This is a genomic window from Ornithinimicrobium pulveris (assembly GCF_050261105.1).
In the GTDB taxonomy this organism is placed as follows: Bacteria; Actinomycetota; Actinomycetes; order Actinomycetales; family Dermatophilaceae; genus Ornithinicoccus.
Genome location: NZ_CP189837.1, coordinates 700,276 through 718,808 on the forward strand (window position 1 = coordinate 700,276; position 18,533 = coordinate 718,808).

Below are 18,533 nucleotides of genomic sequence, written 5' to 3' on the forward strand. Positions count from 1 at the left end.
CAGTCGCACCCTGCGGAGCGTTTCCTGCCGGGGCTGCGGAGGAATACAGTTCGCTGCATGAACATTCGATCCTTCCGCCTCCTGCCCCTCGTTGCCGTCGCCACCATCGGTCTGTCGGCCTGTGGGGGCAATGGCAACGGCAGCGGCAGCGACGGCGGTAACGACGTCGACGAGGCCTCGCTCAACCTCATCGAGGACGGCAAGCTGGTCATCTGCTCGGACGCCCCGTACCCGCCCTTCGAGATGGAGGACCCGGAGTCCGACTTCGGCTGGAGCGGCTTCGACATGGACCTCATGGGTGAGATCGCCGACGGCCTGGACCTCACCCCCGAGGTCCGCCCGTCCTCCTTCGAGGGCCTGCAGTCCGGTCTGACGCTGAACTCCGGTCAGTGCGACATCGTGGCCTCCGCGATGACCATCACCGAGGAGCGCGCCCAGAACCTCGAGTTCAGCGATGGCTACTACGACTCCCTGCAGTCGCTCCTGGTCGCCGACGACTCGGGCATCACCGGCATCGATGACCTCCAGGGCAAGAAGGTCGGGGTGCAGCAGGGCACCACCGGCGCCTCCTACGCCGAGGAGCACGCCACCGGCGCGGAGCTGGTCAGCTTCCCCAATGACCCGGCGATGTGGCAGGCGATCCAGGCCGGACAGGTCGACGCGCTGCTCCAGGACCTGCCGGTCAACATCGAGCACACCGGCAATGGCGACTACACGATCGCCGAGGAGTACTCCACAGACGAGCAGTACGGCTTTGCGATGAAGAAGGGCAACACCGCCCTCGTCGAGGCAGTCAACGGTCAGCTCAGCGAGATCCGCGAGGACGGTCGCTACCAGGAGATCTACGACCGCTACTTCAGCGAGAACGGCGACGACGCCGAGCAGACCAGCTGAGTCTCCCCACCCACCCCGGCGCCGCCGGCCTTCGGGCCGGCGGCGCACCGTCCGGAAGCAAGGGCCAGTCATGAAACGCTCCACCAAGCGCAGGCTCACCCACGGCGCCCTGTATGTCGTGCTCGCTCTCCTCGTCCTGTGGGCCTGGATCGCGGTCGACTGGCCAGCCGTGGCCAACAGCTTCCTGCGGGTCGACGTCATCCGGGAGGTCTGGTGGGACTTCCTGGTCATCGGCGCCGTCAACACCATCAAGTACACCGCCATCGCCTTCGCCGGTGGTCTGGTGCTGGGTGTCCTGCTCGCCCTGATGAAGATGTCGCCCGTCGGGATCTACCGCTGGCTGGCGACCTCGTTCATCGAGTTCTTCCGCGGGTTGCCCGCGCTGATCGTGATGCTCGCGTTCGCCTTCGGGGTGCCGATCGCCACCGGCTGGCTGCCGCCCGGTGGCACGGTCGGCGCCGGCCTGCTCGGCCTGACCCTGGTGGCCGGTGCCTACATGGCCGAGACGCTGCGCGCTGGCATCCAGGCCGTGCCGAAAGGCCAGGCCGAGGCCGCCCGTTCGCTGGGGATGAACCCGTTCTGGACGATGAGCACGGTGATCCTGCCGCAGGCCTTCCGGATCGTGATCCCGCCGCTGACCAACGAGTTCGTGCTGCTGATCAAGGACACCGCCCTGCTGTTCGTGATCGGGCTGATGGTCAGCCAGCGCGAGCTGACCACGATGGCCCAGGCCGGGATGAGCAGCGGCCCCGGCGCCGGCACCGCGACCACCCTGACGCTCGCCGCCTTCTTCTACCTCGCCATCACCCTCCCGCTGACGCGGGTGGTGGCCTGGTTGGAAGCCCGCCAGGCCCGCAGCCGCTGAGGCTGGAAGGACATTGTGATGAGAACAGCACGGACCCAGGAGCCCCAGGTGGATCCCCACGCCCCCGCGATCCAGGTGCGAGACCTGCACAAGAGTTTCGGCGAGAATGAGGTGCTCAAGGGCATCGACTTCCACGTCGACCACGGCCAGGTGGTCTGCGTGATCGGCCCGTCAGGGTCGGGCAAGTCCACCCTGCTGCGCTGCGTCAATCGGCTCGAGGAGCCCACCAGTGGCCAGGTGCTGGTGGAAGGTATCGACATCACCGACCCCGAGACGGACCTGGATAAGGTGCGCTCGCGGATCGGCATGGTCTTCCAGCAGTTCAACCTCTTCCCACACATGACGGTCCTGAAGAACCTCACCATCGCCCAGCAGCGGGTCAAGAAGCGTGGTCAGTCCGAAGCCACCCAGATCGCGCGGGACAACCTGGCCAAGGTGGGGCTGGCCGATCGGGAGGGCGCCTTCCCGGCGCACCTGTCCGGCGGTCAGCAGCAGCGGGTGGCGATCGCCCGGGCGCTGTCGATGAACCCGGACATGATGCTCTTCGACGAGCCCACCTCGGCGCTGGACCCCGAGCTCGTCGGGGACGTGCTCGATGTGATGCGCGCGCTGGCCAAGGACGGGATGACGATGATGGTGGTCACCCACGAGATGGGCTTCGCCCGCGAGGTCGGCGACAAGTTGGTGTTCATGGACGGCGGCGTGATCGTCGAGGAGGGCGATCCCGTCCAGGTCCTCACCAACCCCCAGCACGAGCGCACCCAGTCCTTCCTCTCCAAGGTGCTCTAACCCCCCCCACCCACCCAACCCACCACCTTCCACCGGACGTCCGCCGTGTCGCCGAAATCGGCCACCGGACGCCCGCCATGTCGCCGAAATCGGCCACCGGACGTCCACCAAGTCGCCGAAATCGGCCACCGAACGCGCCTCAGGTTCGGCGGCGCGCGTTCGGTCGCCCTGGTGGCCGACCTGCTGCGCGTCCGGTGGCCGATTTTCCGGACATCCTGCGCGTCCGGTCGAAGAGGGGAGGGGGGAGAGTCACATGGGTCACATCAGACTCACCCGTCTCGTGGACTCCCCAAGGTCACCCAGGATTCACAAGTCCGCCGACGCGATGTCGACGTGTCGCGCAGGGATCGGGTGACTCACGTCATACCGTCGGAACAGATCAGGACACCTCGTCCTCGTCTCGGGAAGGCCCACCACATGGAGCTCTGGCTTCGGACGGAGGGCCGGCACCGGCCCGACGTCCTCGTGGCGTGGCCCCGGTCCCGGCCCCGCCACCGACTCGACGCGTGAGCTGTGCGCGCGTCCGCCAGGGAGACTCGATGACTACCACGACCCCCCGCCCCACTGCCGCGACGCGCCCGGCTGAGCCGCTCACCGACCGCAAGACCTATGTGCTGGACACCTCGGTGTTGCTGTCCGACCCCCGCGCGATCCAACGTTTCGCCGAGCACGAGGTCGTGCTCCCCGTGGTGGTGATCACCGAGCTGGAGGGCAAGCGGCACCACCCAGAGCTGGGCTACTTCGCCCGCCAGGCGCTGCGCATGCTGGATGACCTGCGGGTCGAGCACGGCACGCTGAGCGAGCCGGTGCCGGTGGGCGACACCGGCGGCGTGATCCACGTCGAGCTCAACCACAGCAATCCCGAGGCGCTGCCCGCCGGCTTCCGCCTGGGCGACAACGACACCCGGATCCTGGCCGTGGCCGCCAACCTGGCCGCCGAGGGCAAGGACGTCACCGTGGTCAGCAAGGACCTGCCGATGCGGGTCAAGGCCTCGGCCGTGGGCCTGGACGCCCAGGAGTACCGCGCCGAACTGGCCGTCGAGAGCGGCTGGACCGGCATGGCCGAGCTTGAGGTCGACGACGAGCAGATGCAGACCCTCTACGAGCACCACCGGCTGGAGCACCCGGCCGCCCAGGAACTCATGGTGCACACCGGCCTGACCATCCTCGGCCCCTCCGGCAGCGCCCTCGGCCGCGTCGCGCCGGACCGCTCAGTGCGGCTGGTCCGCGGCGACCGGGACGCCTTTGGCCTGCACGGCCGCAGCGCCGAGCAGCGGATCGCCCTCGACCTGCTGCTCGACCCCGACGTCGGGATCGTCAGCCTCGGGGGCCGCGCGGGAACCGGCAAGAGCGCCCTCGCGCTGTGCGCCGGCCTTGAGGCAGTGATGGAGCGGCGCCAGCACCGCAAGGTCATCGTTTTCCGTCCGCTCTACGCGGTGGGTGGCCAGGAGCTCGGCTACCTGCCCGGGACTGAGAACGACAAGATGGGGCCTTGGGCGCAGGCGGTCTTCGACACGCTCGGCGCGGTGGTCTCCAAGGAGGTCGTCGAGGAGATCCTGGACCGCGACATGATCGAAGTGCTCCCGCTCACGCACATCCGCGGCCGCTCCCTGCACGACGCCTTCGTGATCGTGGACGAGGCGCAGTCCCTGGAGCGCAACGTGCTGCTCACCGTGCTCTCCCGGATCGGGCAGAGCTCGCGCGTCGTCCTCACCCACGACGTGGCCCAGCGCGACAACCTGCGCGTCGGGCGCCACGACGGTGTCGCTGCCGTGATCGAAGCGCTCAAGGGACACCCCCTGTTCGCCCACGTCACCCTCAACCGCAGCGAGCGCAGCCCGATCGCCGCCCTCGTCACCGAGATGCTGGAGGGGCCCGCCGGACTGGCGTGACACCATACGGAACACCAGCAACACCGGCCCCGTCGCGCATCGACGGGGCCGGTGTGACCTTCGCCACGATCACCTTCGGGAGGTTGACGCGGGCACGACCCAGCGGGCACCGTGGAACGGTTGATCACGAAACGGTAACGTCGCCGCCTTGTCCCGAGCGGGTCCCTTTCACGCTCTCGTGACCGCATCCCGTCCATCCGTGTGGACGACCGTGAAGTCCCCCTCCGGCTGCCCGGCCGGAGGTCTGCGGTGCGAGCGCGAAACCCGCTGGCGACGTCCCGTTCCTTGGAGAAGAGAGCAGTCCCATGTCCGAAGCACCCGCGCCCGAGTCCACCGCGCCCGATTCCGGCAAACACCGCTTCCGCCGCCCCTCCGGGCCGGCTGCCGCCGTGACCGCCGGCATCGCCGTGACCGCGCTCCTGGTCGCCGGCTACGCCGCCACGACCACCTCGGCCACCCCGCCGGACACCACCCGCCTCGAGGCCTCTATCGGTCGCCTCAACCCGACCGTCGCCTCCGACGCGGTCGCCTCGCTGAGCCAGCACAAGGCTGCCGAGGCCCAGGCCGCCTACGCCGAGGCCGTGCAGCTGCGCACCGAGCAGACCAAGAACTCCTTCTCCGCCTCCGCCGACCTGATGGGAACCAGCCTGGAGACCGTCCGGGCGCAGGACCAGAACATCCGCGAGAAGCGCGCCGAGGAGGCCCGTCTCAAGCGCGAGGCCGAGGAGCGTGCCGCTGCCGAGGCCGCCGCCCAGCGCGCCGCGGAGGAGCGTGCCGCTAACGAGGCCGCCGCCCAGCGCGCCGCGGACGAGCGAGCCGCCGCCGAGCGTGCGACCCAGCAGCGTGCCGCCGAGCAGGCCTCACGGTCTGCCGAGCGTCAGGCTCCCGCGCAGCAGCAGGCTCCCGCCCAGCAGCAGGCGCCGGCTCAGCAGTCGGCGCCCGCGCCTGCCCCCGCGCCCGTCGCCTCCGGTGACTCGCGTTCGATCGCCCGCTCCATGCTCGGCAGCTACGGATGGGGCGACGACCAGTGGGGTTGCCTCGACTCGCTGTGGCAGAAGGAGTCCGGCTGGAACCACCGGGCGATGAACCCCTCCTCGGGCGCCTACGGCATCCCGCAGTCGCTGCCCGGCAACAAGATGGCCACGGCCGGCGCCGACTGGCAGACCAACCCGGCCACCCAGATCCGCTGGGGCCTGGGCTACATCTCGGGTCGCTACGGCTCGCCCTGCGGCGCGTGGGCGCACTCGCAGGCGCACAACTGGTACTGAGCCGACACCGGCTTCTCTCCGCAGCCAACCCCGGTCGCCCCGCGACCGGGGTTGCTGCGATTCTGGGGCCTGTGACCGCGTGGACCTCGGGAGACGGGCCGACGCCGGGCGAGGCCGCCCGGGCGTTGGCCGATCACCCGTGGCTAGACCGGGTGGCTCGGCTCGGCATCATCGCCAGCGGCCTGCTCCACCTCGTCCTCGGCTGGCTCGCGGCGCGCGTCGCGCTGGGGACCGGCAACGAGGAGGCCGTGGACCACGGCAGCGCGCTGGCGGTCATCCGGGACGGCCCGTTCGGTCAATATCTCCTCTGGGCCTGCGTGATCGGTTTCGGTGCCCTTGCGCTCGTCCGCCTGCTGGAGGGCACCCTGGGCGGCACCAGCCTCGCCGCCCGCGGGCGCTCACTGTCCAAGGCCGGCCTGTATGTCGTGTTAGGGGTGATGGCGGTCCGGGTCGCCCTGGGTGGTCGGCTGGAGGGCGAAGGAGCTGCCACGAACTTCACCGAGTCGTTGCTGTCCGCGCCCTGGGGGCGGGCCTTGGTGGGGCTCCTGGCTGGGATCATCCTCGGCGTCGGCATCTACCACGTGCACAAAGGCTTCGCGCGCAGGTTCACGAAGGACCTGCGGGTGGCGGGCTACCCGTTGGTCGGTCAGGGGATGACGGTCCTGGGAACGATCGGCTATGTGACCAAGGGGGTCGCTCTCATCGTCGTCGGTGGCCTGTTCACGCTCGCCGCCTGGTCCGGCGACGCGGGGGAGGCTGGTGGCTTGGACGGAGCTATCGATGCCCTGTCGGACACTGGGACGGGCACGTCGCTGCTGCTGGTCATCTCGGTCGGCCTTGTCCTCTACGGGATCTACACCTTCGCCCGGGCTCGCTACGAGCGGTTTTCACCAGCGGGGCCGTCGCCGGTGGCCGAGCGCACTACCTGACGGGGCTAGCCGCCGCAGGAAACGCTCCTCATGTCGCCGCAACTGGCGACCGGACGTGCGCCATGTCGCTAGAACTGGCGACCGGACGTGCGCCATGACGCCAGAACCGGCAACCGGACGTGCGCCATGTTGGCTGGGACATGCATCAGGCACGCCATGACGACGAAGCACGCACGCGCGACGCGCGTTCGCTTGGCCCCTCGGTCGACATGCAGCGCGTTCGGTGGCACTTCTGGGCGACATGCGGCGCGTTCGGTGGGGGAGGGACGAGCGGGCGTCGCGGCATACGGGGTCCCCGGTCGGGGCTAAACGGGTCCTCGGTCGGGGCAAAGCGGGTCCCCGGTCGGGGGATGGGGCTCAGAGGCGGCGCAGGCGGACCCGGTCGACGGTATGGTCGGCGCCCTTGAGCAGCACGAGGGTGGCTCTGCTGCGGGTGGGCAGGATGTTCTCGACCAGGTTGGGGGCGTTGATCGAGTCCCAGATGTTCTCGGCGATGTCGACCGCGGCGTCATCGGTCAGCGAGGCGTAGCGGTGGAAATGGGAGTCGGGGTCGGCGAAGGCGGTCTCCCGCAGCCGCAGGAAGCGCTCGACGTACCACCGCTTGATGTCCGACACGTGCGCGTCGACGTAGACCGAGAAGTCGAAGAAGTCGCTCACCGCCAGCCCGGCCCGGCCGTTGGCGTGGGGGCGAGGGGGCTGCAGGACGTTGAGTCCCTCCACCACCAGCACATCCGGCTGCTTCACCACGATCCGCTCGTCGGGGACGATGTCGTAGACCAGGTGGCTGTAGACCGGCGCGCTGACCTCAGCCTTGCCGGCCTTGACCTCGGCCACGAAGCGCAGCAGCGCCCGACGGTCATAGGACTCCGGGAAGCCCTTGCGGGCCATCAGGTTGCGCTTGGCCAGCACCTCGTTGGGGTAGAGGAAACCATCGGTGGTGATCAGGTCCACCTTGGGTGAGGAGTCCCACCGCGAGATCAGTTCGGCCAGGATGCGGGCGGTGGTCGACTTGCCCACGGCAACTGAGCCGGCGACGCCGATGATGAAAGGGGTGCGGTCCGCCCGCTCCCCGAGGAAGTCGGTGGTGACCCGGTGCAGCCGGGCGGTCTCCTGCTCGTAGAAGGAGAGCAGCCGGCTGATCGGCAGGTAGACCTGCTCGACCTCGGCGATGTCCAGCCGGTCCCCGAGACCCCGCAGCCGCTCGACGTCGTCGGCGTCGAGGTGCATCGGGTGCTCCTCGCGCAGCCGCGCCCAGTCCCGACGGTCCAGCTCGACATACGGTGAGGGGATCGAGGCGCCATTGCCGTGGGATGCCATGCGGGCGATTGTCGCAGAGGAGGAGCCGAGAGAGCGCACGGCTAGGGGATGGGCGTGCCCAGGCCGTAGTCTGGTGTCCATGTGTGGAATCGTCGGGTATGTCGGCCCCGAAGCCGGTGACAAGGCCCTGGATGTCGTGATGGAAGGCCTCGGCCGACTGGAGTACCGCGGGTACGACTCGGCGGGCGTGGCGCTGATCGGTCAGGGCGAGGTCGAGACCCGCAAGCGGGCCGGCAAGTTGGCCAACCTGCGCGAGACCCTGGAGCAGTTCCCGCTGCCCACCACCGCCACCGCCATCGGGCACACCCGCTGGGCCACCCATGGCGGCCCGACCGACGCCAACGCCCACCCCCACCGCGGTGGCGAGGACGGCAAGCTGGCTCTGGTCCACAACGGCATCATCGAGAACTTCCACGCGCTCAAGCAGGAACTCGTCGGCAAGGGCGTGGAGTTCACCTCCGAGACCGACACCGAAGTCGTCGCCCACCTGCTGGATGAGGCCTTCGCCCGCACCGGCGACCTGACGCAGGCCATGCGCGAGGTCGTCAACACCCTGCACGGCGCCTTCACCCTGCTCGCCGTGCACGCCGACCAGCCCGACGTCGTCGTGGGTGCCCGCCGCAACAGCCCGCTCGTCGTGGGCCTGGGCGAGGGCGAGAACTTCCTCGGCTCCGACGTCGCCGCCTTCATCGGCTACACCCGGCATGCGCTCGAGCTCGGCCAGGACCAGATCGTCACCATCACCCCCGACTCCTACGAGGTCATCGACTTCGACGGCACCCCCAGCGACGGCAAGGCCTACGAGGTCACCTGGGATGCCGCCGCCGCGGAGAAGGGCGGTTTCCCGACGTTCATGGAGAAGGAGATCCACGACCAGCCGCACGCGGTCGCCGACACCCTCCTGGGGCGCACCGACGCCGAAGGCAAGCTGACCCTGGATGAGCTGCACATCAGCGAGGAGGAGCTCAAGGCCGTGACCAAGGTGGTCATCCTGGCCTGCGGCACCTCCGCCTACGCCGGCATGGTCGCCAAGTACGCCATTGAGCGCTGGGCCCGGATCCCCGTCGAGGTCGACCTCGCCCACGAGTTCCGCTACCGCGACCCGGTCGTCGACGAGAACACCCTCGTCGTCTCGATCAGCCAGTCCGGTGAGACGATGGACACCCTGATGGCGGTCCGGCATGCCAAGGAGCTCGGCGCCCGCACCGTCTCCATCTGCAACACCCACGGCTCGACCATCCCGCGCGAGTCCGACGCCGCCCTCTACACCCACGCCGGCCCCGAAATCGCTGTCGCCTCGACCAAGGCTTTCCTGGCGCAGATCACCGCCAGCTACATCCTCGGCCTCTACCTCGCCTCGCTGCGCGGCACCCTCGAGGACTCAGATGACGACCTAGACACCATCCTCAGCGAGCTGCAGGAGGTCCCGGCCAAGATCGAGGAGCTGCTCGGCACCATGGACCGGGTCAAGGAGATCGCCTACTTCATGGCCGACTCCCGCTCGGTCCTCTTCCTCGGCCGCCACGTCGGCTTCCCGGTGGCGATGGAGGGCGCGCTCAAGCTCAAGGAGCTCGCCTACATCCACGCCGAGGGCTTCGCCGCCGGCGAGCTCAAGCACGGCCCGATCGCGCTCATCGAGCCCGGTCAGCCGGTCTTCATCGTGGTCCCCTCCCCGGACAGCGAGCACGGCCTGCACGGCAAGGTGGTCTCCAACATCCAGGAGATCCGCGCCCGGGGTGCCCGCACCCTGGTCATCGCAGAGGAGGGCGACGAGGACGTGGTGCCCTTCGCCGACGAGGTCATCCGGGTCCCGCGCACCAGCCCGCTGCTCGCGCCGCTGCTCACGGTGGTCCCGCTGCAGGTCTTCGCCCTGCACCTGTCGACCGCCAAGGGCCTCGACGTCGACCAGCCGCGCAACCTGGCCAAGTCCGTCACCGTCGAGTGAGCTGAGGCTCCCGTGATCGTCGGCGTGGGCATCGACGTCGTCGACATCGCGCGTTTCGCCGCCCGTCTCGAGCGCACGCCGAGGCTGGGCGAGCGGCTGTTCACCGCCGAGGAGCTCGGGCTGCGGCCGGAGTCGATGGCGGCCCGGTTCGCGGCCAAGGAGGCCCTCGCCAAGGCGCTCGGCGCCCCGGTCGGGCTGCGCTGGACCGACGCCACCGTCGTCCGTGAGCCCGATGGCCGCCCCCACCTGCGGATCACCGGGACGGTCCTGGCCCGCGCCCGCGAGCTGGGCGTGGGCACTCTGCACCTCTCGCTCTCGCACGACGCCGGCATCGCGACCGCGTTCGTCGTCGCTGAAAGTGGCCTGTCCCACGGGTCTTGCGGCGTCACCGCCGAGGAGTCCTGAGGTGTTCCAGGCGTATGCCGTGACCCAGGTCCGCGCAGCCGAGGACCGGGTGCGGGCCGAGCTCGAGGAGGGGGAGCTCATGCAGCGCGCCGCTCGGGGGCTCGCCGAGGTCGTCGCCGCCCGCGCTGGCCAGGTAGGCGCCGCGCGGATCGTCGCGCTGGCCGGGCCGGGAGACAACGGGGGAGACGCCCTGCATGCCGCTGCCCTGCTCGCCGGGCAGCAGCCGGTCGCGGTCGTCGGCATCGCCTCCCGGCTGCACGCGCAGGGGCTGGCCGCGGCCCGGGAGGTCGGGTTGCTCGTCCACGAGGTCGACCCCGACGCCGACGTGCTCCCCGACGAGGTCGCTGCGCTGCTGGCCGAGGCGGACCTCGTCGTCGACGGGCTGCTCGGCATCGGCGGCCGGCCCGGTCTGCGCGGCGCCATGGCGCTGGCCGTCGAGGAGGTTCCGGACACGGCATACCTGCTCGCCGTGGACCTGCCGAGCGGCGCCGACCCGGCCGGTCTCGAGGCGCTCGGCGAAGCGGTCTTCGCCGACGAGACGGTGACTTTCGGGATGCTCAAGCCGGTGCACCTCCTGCCCGCGACCGAGCCTGCCGTCGGCCGGCTGACTGTGGTCGACATCGGGGTGCAGATGGACGTCGCGCCGGTCGTCGAGCGGCTGGAGCACGCGGATGTGGCGCGCCTCTGGCCGGTGCCGGGTCCGCAGGACCACAAGTACTCCCGCGGCGTGCTCACTGTGGTAGCCGGCAGCGACACCTATCCGGGAGCGGCGGTGCTCTGCGCGACGGCCGCCGTGCAGGCGGGGGCTGGGATGGTCCGCTACCTGGGCCCGCGCCGCGCGGAGGACCTCGTCCTCGCGGCCTGTCCGGAGGTGGTGCCGGGGGAGGGGCGCGCGCAGGCGGCGGTGGTCGGTCCGGGGATCGAGATCGACCCCGAGATCAGCCCCGAGGGCAAGGACGAGCAGGACGGCCGGGTGCGCGAGCTGCTCGCCGCCGACCTGCCGCTCGTCATCGACGCCGGTGCGCTCGCCCTCGTGTCCCGTATGCCGCAGCGCACCGCCCCCACGCTCCTCACCCCGCACGCGGGCGAGGCTGCGAGGCTGCTCACCGCTCTCGGGCGGGAGGTCTCGCGCGAGGACGTCGAGGCGGACCCGGTCGGCCAGGCGCGCTGGCTCGCCGAACGCACCGGCGCGACCGTGCTGCTCAAAGGCTCGACCACCGTCATCGCCGATCCCGATCCCGAGGCGCCGGTCCGGGTGCAGGGCGATGCCCCGGCCTGGGTGGCGACGGCCGGCGCTGGTGACGTGCTCGCCGGGTTGGCCGGAACCCTGCTGGCCGCGGGTCTGGATTCCCGGGACGCCGGCTCCCTGGCCGCGCTCGTGCACGGCGTCGCTGCCCACCGAGCCACCCCGGGAGGCCCGGTCCGCGCGCTCGCGGTGGCACACGCCATACCGGGAACGGTGGCCGAGCTGCTGCGGCGCTGAGCGCGCGGGATCACATGCTGACCGGGTCCGGCTCGGGCTCCTCCTCGGGGACCAGCTCAGGCTCGGGGACGGGGTTGGGGCGGATCATGATCGACAGGGCGGCGGCGATGATGCACAGCCCGCCGGCGATGTACCACGCCAGGTTGTAGCTGCCCTGCACATCGCGGATGATGCCCGCCCCGGTGGCGGCGATCGCCGCGCCGAACTGGTGGGAGGCGAAGACCCAGCCGAAGACGATCGCGCCGGAGGTGCCGAAGCGGTCCTGGCACAGCTTGACCGTCGGCGGCACCGTCGCGATCCAGTCCAGGCCGTAGAAGATGATGAAGACCCACATGCTCGGCTGCACGTTCGGCGCGAGCAGCGAGGGCAGGATCATCAGCGAGAGCCCCCGCAGGAAGTAATAGCCGAGCAGCAGATAGCGCGGGTCCACCCGGTCGGTCAGCCAGCCGCTGCCGATCGTGCCGACGATGTCGACCAGGCCGATCAACGCCAGCAGGCTCGCGGCCAGGGTGAGCGGCATCCCGTGATCGTGGGCGGCCGGGACGAAGTGGGTCCCGACCAACCCGTTGGTCGAGGCGCCGCAGATCGCGAAACCGCCCGCCAGCAGCCAGAATGTACGGGTGCGGGCCGCCTCGCGCAACGATCCCAGGGCGACCGCGGCCGCATTGCCCTCGCCCCGCGGCTCCGGCGGGGTCGGGTTCGCGGGGGTGGCGCCATACGCCTCCAGGCCGAGCTTGTGCGGGTGGTCGCGGATCGCGAGCCAGGCGAGCGGCACCATCGCGAGCGTGGTCGCTCCGACCAGGAGCGCGGGCACCCGCCAGCCGTAGTGCGTGGCGAGGTGGGCGACCAGCGGCAGGAAGACCAGCTGGCCGGTCGCTCCCGCCGCCGTGAGGATGCCGGTGACCAGGCCCCGCTTCTCGACGAACCACCGGCCGACCAGGGTCGCGACGAAGGCCATCGAGATCGACCCCGCGCCGATGCCGACCATCACCCCCCACAGCAACCAGAGCTGCCACGGGTGGGTCATGAAGACCGTCAGGCTGCTGCCGGTCGCCAGGAAGACCAGCGCGACCACGAGCACCCGCCGAATCCCGAAGCGATCCATCAGCGCCGCCGCGAACGGGGAGAATAGGCCGAAGAGCAGCAGGTTGATCGAGACCGCGGAGCCGATCGTCCCGTGCGACCAGCCGAACTCCTGGTGGAGCGGGTCGATGAGGACGCCGGGGACCGAGCTGGCGCCGGCCGGCGTCCGCAAGCACGTCGTGGCGGTGCTCTGCCTGCCGCCGCTGGTGGGCTACGACATGTCGATCGCGCCGCAGTTGTTCGTCTCCGCCCGGGACGCCAGCGGCGAGTCCTACTACGACGTCCGGGTGTGCTCGCTGGACGGCGGTCCGGTGGAGACGGCCCGCGGGTATGCCGTGGCTCCCCACCACGGGCCCGAGGCCTTGGCGGAGGCGGACACGGTCGTCGTCCCCGGCACCTACCACCCGGTGGTGCGGGGTGGGGAGTTGCCGACGGACCTGGCGGCGGCCTGGGCGACGATCCGCCCGGACGCGCGGCTGGTCTCGATCTGCACGGGAGCCTTCGTGCTCGCCGCCGCGGGCGTACTCGACGGGTTGCGGGTGACGACCCATTGGGAGCACGCGGACTCACTCGCCGAGCTGCATCCTCAGGTGGTGGTGGACCCGGACGTGCTCTTCGTCGACCACGGGCAGATCCTCACCTCGGCGGGGCTCTCGGCCGGGGTCGACCTGTGCCTGCACATCATCCGCGCCGACCACGGGGCCGAGGTGGCGGCCCGGGTGGCGCGCAGCGCGGTGGTCCCGCCCTGGCGCGAGGGTGGGCAGGCGCAGTTCATCCGGCACGCCCTGCCCCAGGAGCCCGAGCAGTCCACCTCGGCCACCCGGGAGTGGCTGCGCACCGACCTGCGCACGGTGCCCTCGGTGCCCGCGATGGCACGGCACGCCCGGATGAGCGAGCGCACCTTCACCCGCCGGTTCCGGGACGAGACGGGTATGTCGCCGCTCCAGTGGTTGCAGCAGGTGCGCCTGCAGCGGGCGCTGGAGCTGCTCGAGCAGACCTCGTGGACGGTGGACCGGATCGCCGACGAGGCCGGGCTGGGCACGGCGGCCAACCTGCGGCACCGGATGCGGGCGGTGCTGGCCACCTCGCCGGCGGCCTACCGGCGCACCTTCCGGGGTCCGCGCCCGGTCGCGGTGGGGGACGGATAGGGTCGGAGCATGGAACAGCGTCTGTCCCTCATCACCCTGGGTGTCAACGACCTCGACCGGGCCCGCGACTTCTACGTCGCGCTCGGCTGGGAGCCCGGCCCCTCGCCGGAGCACATCGTCTTCTTCCAGGCCGGCGGCATGGTCCTCGCGCTGTGGGACCGCGCCGCGCTCGGGGTCGACACCGGGATCGACCTGGCCGACGAGGACGACGACACCCCGGGCAGTGGTGACGGCTGGGGCGGCATCAACCTGGGCTATAACGTGTCCAGCGCCGCGGATGTCGACGAGGTGATGGTGCAGGCCGAGGACGCCGGCGCCACCATCCTGCGCGCCTCGGGCAATCGCTACTGGGGCGGCTACTCCGGCGTCTTCACCGACCCGGACGGCCACGTGTGGGAGGTCGCCTACAACCCCTACTGGGCGGTGTCGGAGGACGGCTCGACGCACCTGGGTGACGGGCGCGGCTGAGCCGGGTTGCGGCATGCTCTAGTCGGCGCTCGGCCGGTTGAGGGCGCTGCACACGGCGTGCAGGGCCGCCCGACCGGTGTTGGGGTGGATGCCCACGCCCCAGCGCACCTCACCGGCGGTCGCGCACTCGACATAGGCCGCGGCATACGCATCCTCGCCGGCGGACAACGCGTGCTCGGCGTAGTCCAGGACTCGCACATCCACCCCCAGCTCGCCCAGCCCGCCCACGAAGGCATCGATCGGTCCGTTGCCGACGGCGCTGATGTCGTGCGGCACACCGTCGATCTCGACCCGTGCCTCCAGGTGCACGCGATCCTCGGTGTCGTGGGTGGTGGTGAAGTCGTGCAGGACGACCGGGCCGGTCTGCTCGAGGTACTCGTGCTGGAAGGCCGACCAGATCTGGTCCGGCGTCATCTCGCCACCGGCCGAGTCGGTGTGCCGCTGCACCGCGCCGCTGAACTCGATCTGCAGCCGGCGCGGCAGGTCCAGCTTGCGCTCGGTCTTCATCACGTAGGCCACGCCGCCCTTGCCGGACTGGCTGTTCACCCGGATGACCGCCTCGTAGGAGCGGCCGATGTCCTTGGGGTCGACGGGCAGGTAGGGGACCTCCCAGCGGAAGTCGTCGACGTCTGCGCCGGCGGCGGCAGCATCGCTCTCCATCGCCTCCAGGCCCTTCTTGATCGCGTCCTGGTGGCTCCCGGAGAAGGCGGTGAAGACCAGGTCACCGCCGTAGGGGTGCCGCTCGGCGACCGGCAGCTGGTTGCAGTGCTCGACCGTGCGCCGGATCTCGTCCATGTCGGAGAAGTCGATCTGCGGGTCCACGCCCTGGCTGAACAGGTTCATCCCCAGCGTGACCAGGCAGACATTGCCGGTGCGCTCGCCGTTGCCGAACAGGCAGCCCTCGATCCGGTCCGCCCCGGCCAGATAACCCAGCTCGGCGGCGGCTACGCCGGTGCCGCGGTCGTTGTGCGGGTGCAGCGAGAGGATCACGTGCTCGCGGTGGTGCAGGTGGCGGCTCATCCACTCGATGGAATCGGCATACACATTGGGCGTGGCCATCTCCACGGTCGCCGGCAGGTTGATGATCACCGGCGTCTCGGCGGTCGGGACGAAGACCTCCATCACCGCATTGCACACGCGGGCGGCGAACTCCAGCTCGGTCCCGGTGTAGGACTCGGGGGAGTACTCGTAGAAGATCTCGGTCTCGGGGTGGGTCGCGGCCAGCTGCTCCTCGTACTTCTTGCAGGCGCGGGCGCCGCGCACGGCGATGTCGACGATCTCGTCCTCGGAGGCGCGGAAGACCACCCGGCGCTGCAGGGTGGAGGTCGAGTTGTAGAGGTGCACGATGGCCTGCTTGCACCCGGCGATCGCCTCGTAGGTGCGCTCGATCAGGTGCTCGCGCGCCTGCGTCAGGACCTGGATCACCACGTCGCCCGGGATCAGGTCCTCCTCGATCAGCATCCGGACGAAGTCGAAGTCGGTCTGGCTGGCCGAGGGGAAGCCGACCTCGATCTCCTTGTAGCCCATGCGCACCAGGAGCTCGAACATCCGCCGCTTGCGTTCGGGGGTCATCGGGTCGATGAGCGCCTGGTTGCCGTCGCGCAGGTCGACCGCGCACCACCGGGGCGCCTGGGTGATCTGCTTGCTCGGCCAGGTGCGGTCCGGCAGATCCACCGCCGGGTATGCCGTGTAACGGGTCACCGGCATGCCGCTCGGCTGCTGGGGGTTGCGCTGGGCGGACACGGAGTCCGCGTCGGGCTGGGTGGTCATGGGGGTGGTGATGCTCATGCTGGTCTGGCTCTTCTCGCTCGGCAGGATCGTCGGTCCGCGTGCACGCGGGACTCCGCAGCGAGGGCCGGACCTAGGAGGTCTCGCTGCGGCAGCCGAGGAGAAGCAGGTGAGTCATCGCTGCCGACTCTAGCCGCACGCTTGACGACGGGTCAAGAACCCCGCCCAGTCTCGTCGACGCGGCTGGTCGGCAGGTCGCGGTCCCGGCGGGGCGGGGAGGGCGGTTGACCTACTCGACCGCGGCGGTGACGACCGGTTTCCAGCTCGGGCGAGCGTCCTCATACCGGTCGATGTCGGCCTCGTGCTGGAGGGTGAGGGAGATGTCGTCCAGGCCGTTCTCCAAGCGCCAGGCGACGTAGTCGTCGATCTGGAAGGGGGCGACCACATCACCACAGGTGACGGTGCGAGCAGGCAGGTCGACGGTGATCTCGGTGCCGGGCTCAGCCTCCAGCTGCTTCCAGAGCAACTCGATGTCGCCCTGGTCCAGCTGGGCAGCCAGCAGCCCGCCCTTGCCGGAGTTGCCGCGGAAGATGTCGGCGAACTTGCTGGAGAGCACCGCGCGGAAGCCGTACTGCTGCAGCGCCCAGACGGCGTGTTCCCGGCTGGACCCGGTCCCGAAGTCAGGGCCCGCCACCAGGACCGACCCAGCCGCATAGGACGGCTGGTTGAGCACGAAGTCCGCATCCTCCCGCCAGCGCGCGAAGAGCCCGTCCTCGAAGCCGGTGCGGGAGACGCGCTTGAGGTAGTGCGCGGGGATGATCTGGTCGGTGTCCACGTTCGAGCGGCGCAGCGGGACGCCGACGCCGGTGTGGGTGGTGAAGGCGTCCATCAGACCAGGGCCTCCTGCGAGACGGGGGAGAGGTCGGCGGGGGAGGAGAGGGTGCCGCGCACCGCGGTGGCGGCGGCGACAGCGGGGGAGACCAGGTGGGTGCGCCCGCGCGCTCCCTGGCGTCCCTCGAAGTTGCGGTTGGAGGTGGAGGCGCACCGCTGCTCGGGGGCCAGCTGGTCGGGGTTCATGCCCAGGCACATCGAGCACCCTGCGAGGCGCCACTCGCCTCCGGCCTCGAGGAAGACCGTGTCCAGCCCTTCCTCCTCGGCCTGCAGTCGCACGGCGTGGGAGCCGGGGACGACCAGCAGCGTGACTCCATCGGCGACCCGACGGTCACGCAGCACGTCCGCGGCCAGCCGCAGATCCTCGATTCGACCGTTGGTGCACGAGCCCAGGAAGACGGTGTCGACGGCGATCTCGCGCATCGGGGTGCCGGCCTCCAGGCCCATGTAGTCGAGCGCGCGTCGGGCGGCGTCCTTCGCGTCGTCCTCGCCCAGGTCCTCGGGATCGGGCACGGCCTCGCCGAGCTGGACCGACTGAGCGGGGTTGGTGCCCCACGTGACATAGGGCGAGAGGGTGCTCGCGTCGATGATGACCTCGGCGTCGAAGACCGCGTCCTCATCGGTGGGCAGCTCGCGCCACGCGGCGACCGCGGCGTCCCAGTCCGCGCCCTGCGGGGCGTGCGGCCGCCCGCGGAGATAGGCGAAGGTGGTCTCGTCCGGCGCGACCATCCCGGCACGTGCCCCGGCCTCGATGGACATATTGCAGATCGTCATCCGCCCCTCCATCGAGAGCGCCCGGATGGCCGAGCCGCGGTACTCGAGCACATAGCCCTGCCCGCCGCCCGTGCCGATCCGGTTGATCACGGCGAGGATGATGTCCTTGGCGCCTACCCCCTCGGGCAGCTCGCCCTCCACCGTGATGGCCATCGTGCGGAAGGGCTTGAGCGGCAGCGTCTGCGTGGCCAGCACGTGCTCGACCTCGGAGGTGCCGATGCCGAAGGCCAGGGCGCCGAAGGCACCGTGGGTGGAGGTGTGGGAGTCCCCGCAGACGATCGTCATCCCGGGTTGGGTCAGGCCCAGTTCTGGTCCGATGACGTGCACGATGCCCTGGCCACGACGGCCACGCTCGTGGTGCACGATCCCGAACTCCGCGCAGTTGGCCTTGAGCGCCTCCAGCTGAGTGCGTGAGGTGAGGTCGGTCACCGGGCCGAGCGTGGTGGGGACGTTGTGGTCCTCGGTGGCCACGGTGAGATCGGGTCGCCGGACCGGCCGTCCCGCCATCCGCAGCCCGTCGAAGGCCTGCGGGCTGGTCACCTCGTGGACGAGGTGCAGGTCGATGTAGAGCAGGTCGGGCTCGCCGTCGGCGGAGCGGACGACATGCTGCGCCCACAATTTCTCGGCCATCGTCAGGGCTGCCATCGCGGACCC

General features: G+C 70.5%; 16 protein-coding genes. 11 read left to right on the top strand and 5 right to left on the bottom strand.

The window, feature by feature from the left end:
- Positions 1 to 57 precede the first annotated feature (57 nt).
- From ACQBAT_RS03240 to ACQBAT_RS03265, 6 genes are all read left to right on the top strand, one after another.
- Positions 58 to 894 (top strand): ABC transporter substrate-binding protein, encoded by an 837-nt coding sequence (locus ACQBAT_RS03240; RefSeq protein WP_420746890.1) that lies wholly within the window; start codon positions 58 to 60, stop codon positions 892 to 894.
- Between the two features lie 70 nt (positions 895 to 964).
- Positions 965 to 1,759, top strand: a complete 795-nt coding sequence (locus ACQBAT_RS03245) for an amino acid ABC transporter permease (RefSeq protein WP_420746889.1) — start codon at positions 965 to 967, stop codon at positions 1,757 to 1,759.
- An 18-nt stretch (positions 1,760 to 1,777) separates the two neighbouring features.
- Positions 1,778 to 2,548 carry an amino acid ABC transporter ATP-binding protein gene (locus tag ACQBAT_RS03250; RefSeq protein WP_420746888.1) on the top strand — a complete coding sequence of 257 codons (771 nt, stop codon included), beginning with the start codon at positions 1,778 to 1,780 and terminating at the stop codon, positions 2,546 to 2,548.
- Positions 2,549 to 3,087: 539 nt separating this feature from the next.
- Complete coding sequence (locus tag ACQBAT_RS03255) at positions 3,088 to 4,440, top strand: PhoH family protein (protein ID WP_420746887.1); 1,353 nt, start codon at positions 3,088 to 3,090, stop codon at positions 4,438 to 4,440.
- Positions 4,441 to 4,745: 305 nt separating this feature from the next.
- The gene (locus tag ACQBAT_RS03260) at positions 4,746 to 5,708 is read left to right on the top strand and encodes a lytic transglycosylase domain-containing protein (RefSeq protein WP_420746886.1); all 963 of its coding nucleotides are present in this window, start codon (positions 4,746 to 4,748) and stop codon (positions 5,706 to 5,708) included.
- 71 nt (positions 5,709 to 5,779) lie between these two features.
- Positions 5,780 to 6,637, top strand: coding sequence for a DUF1206 domain-containing protein (locus ACQBAT_RS03265; protein ID WP_420746885.1), 858 nt, complete (start codon positions 5,780 to 5,782; stop codon positions 6,635 to 6,637).
- 357 nt (positions 6,638 to 6,994) lie between these two features.
- Here ACQBAT_RS03265 and coaA read toward each other — a convergent pair whose 3' ends face one another.
- Positions 6,995 to 7,954: a type I pantothenate kinase gene (coaA, locus tag ACQBAT_RS03270; protein WP_420746884.1), complete on the bottom strand. Its 960-nt coding sequence runs from the start codon at positions 7,952 to 7,954 to the stop codon at positions 6,995 to 6,997.
- A 79-nt stretch (positions 7,955 to 8,033) separates the two neighbouring features.
- On the opposite strand from coaA, the gene glmS reads away from it, so the two are divergent.
- From glmS to ACQBAT_RS03285, 3 genes are read left to right on the top strand one after another with little or no spacing between them, the layout of a single operon-like run.
- Complete coding sequence (gene glmS, locus ACQBAT_RS03275; protein ID WP_420746883.1) at positions 8,034 to 9,899, top strand: glutamine--fructose-6-phosphate transaminase (isomerizing); 1,866 nt, start codon at positions 8,034 to 8,036, stop codon at positions 9,897 to 9,899.
- A gap of 12 nt (positions 9,900 to 9,911) precedes the next feature.
- Positions 9,912 to 10,304 carry a holo-ACP synthase gene (locus ACQBAT_RS03280; RefSeq protein ID WP_420746882.1) on the top strand — a complete coding sequence of 131 codons (393 nt, stop codon included), beginning with the start codon at positions 9,912 to 9,914 and terminating at the stop codon, positions 10,302 to 10,304.
- A gap of 1 nt (position 10,305) precedes the next feature.
- Complete coding sequence (locus ACQBAT_RS03285; protein WP_420746881.1) at positions 10,306 to 11,787, top strand: NAD(P)H-hydrate dehydratase; 1,482 nt, start codon at positions 10,306 to 10,308, stop codon at positions 11,785 to 11,787.
- Between the two features lie 10 nt (positions 11,788 to 11,797).
- Here the strand turns inward: ACQBAT_RS03285 and ACQBAT_RS03290 are convergent, their stop codons facing one another.
- A complete protein-coding gene (locus tag ACQBAT_RS03290) occupies positions 11,798 to 13,042 on the bottom strand; it encodes an MFS transporter (RefSeq protein ID WP_420746880.1) in 1,245 nt (414 codons plus the stop codon).
- Here ACQBAT_RS03290 and ACQBAT_RS03295 point away from each other — a divergent pair.
- Both ACQBAT_RS03295 and ACQBAT_RS03300 read left to right on the top strand, forming a co-directional pair.
- Positions 12,999 to 14,018: a GlxA family transcriptional regulator gene (locus tag ACQBAT_RS03295; protein ID WP_420746879.1), complete on the top strand. Its 1,020-nt coding sequence runs from the start codon at positions 12,999 to 13,001 to the stop codon at positions 14,016 to 14,018. The genes ACQBAT_RS03290 and ACQBAT_RS03295 overlap by 44 nt on opposite strands.
- A 9-nt stretch (positions 14,019 to 14,027) precedes the next feature.
- Positions 14,028 to 14,486: a VOC family protein gene (locus ACQBAT_RS03300; protein ID WP_420746878.1), complete on the top strand. Its 459-nt coding sequence runs from the start codon at positions 14,028 to 14,030 to the stop codon at positions 14,484 to 14,486.
- Between the two features lie 18 nt (positions 14,487 to 14,504).
- Here ACQBAT_RS03300 and leuA read toward each other — a convergent pair whose 3' ends face one another.
- From leuA to leuC, 3 genes are all read right to left on the bottom strand, one after another.
- Positions 14,505 to 16,256 (bottom strand): 2-isopropylmalate synthase, encoded by a 1,752-nt coding sequence (gene leuA / locus ACQBAT_RS03305; RefSeq protein WP_420746972.1) that lies wholly within the window; start codon positions 16,254 to 16,256, stop codon positions 14,505 to 14,507.
- A 247-nt stretch (positions 16,257 to 16,503) separates the two neighbouring features.
- Positions 16,504 to 17,103 (bottom strand): 3-isopropylmalate dehydratase small subunit, encoded by a 600-nt coding sequence (gene leuD / locus ACQBAT_RS03310; RefSeq protein ID WP_420746877.1) that lies wholly within the window; start codon positions 17,101 to 17,103, stop codon positions 16,504 to 16,506.
- The gene (gene leuC, locus ACQBAT_RS03315; protein WP_420746876.1) at positions 17,103 to 18,524 is read right to left on the bottom strand and encodes a 3-isopropylmalate dehydratase large subunit; all 1,422 of its coding nucleotides are present in this window, start codon (positions 18,522 to 18,524) and stop codon (positions 17,103 to 17,105) included. Before leuC ends, leuD begins: the two co-directional genes overlap by 1 nt.
- Between the last annotated feature and the right edge of the window lie 9 nt (positions 18,525 to 18,533).

Coding starts and splice junctions, on each gene's coding strand:
- ACQBAT_RS03240 (WP_420746890.1), top strand. CDS start 58: ATGAACATTCGATCCTTCCGCCTCCTGCCCCTCGTTGCCGTCGCCACC.
- ACQBAT_RS03245 (WP_420746889.1), top strand. CDS start 965: ATGAAACGCTCCACCAAGCGCAGGCTCACCCACGGCGCCCTGTATGTC.
- ACQBAT_RS03250 (WP_420746888.1), top strand. CDS start 1,778: ATGAGAACAGCACGGACCCAGGAGCCCCAGGTGGATCCCCACGCCCCC.
- ACQBAT_RS03255 (WP_420746887.1), top strand. CDS start 3,088: ATGACTACCACGACCCCCCGCCCCACTGCCGCGACGCGCCCGGCTGAG.
- ACQBAT_RS03260 (WP_420746886.1), top strand. CDS start 4,746: ATGTCCGAAGCACCCGCGCCCGAGTCCACCGCGCCCGATTCCGGCAAA.
- coaA (WP_420746884.1), bottom strand. CDS start 7,954: ATGGCATCCCACGGCAATGGCGCCTCGATCCCCTCACCGTATGTCGAG.
- glmS (WP_420746883.1), top strand. CDS start 8,034: ATGTGTGGAATCGTCGGGTATGTCGGCCCCGAAGCCGGTGACAAGGCC.
- ACQBAT_RS03295 (WP_420746879.1), top strand. CDS start 12,999: ATGAGGACGCCGGGGACCGAGCTGGCGCCGGCCGGCGTCCGCAAGCAC.
- ACQBAT_RS03300 (WP_420746878.1), top strand. CDS start 14,028: ATGGAACAGCGTCTGTCCCTCATCACCCTGGGTGTCAACGACCTCGAC.
- leuA (WP_420746972.1), bottom strand. CDS start 16,256: ATGACCACCCAGCCCGACGCGGACTCCGTGTCCGCCCAGCGCAACCCC.
- leuD (WP_420746877.1), bottom strand. CDS start 17,103: ATGGACGCCTTCACCACCCACACCGGCGTCGGCGTCCCGCTGCGCCGC.
- leuC (WP_420746876.1), bottom strand. CDS start 18,524: ATGGCAGCCCTGACGATGGCCGAGAAATTGTGGGCGCAGCATGTCGTC.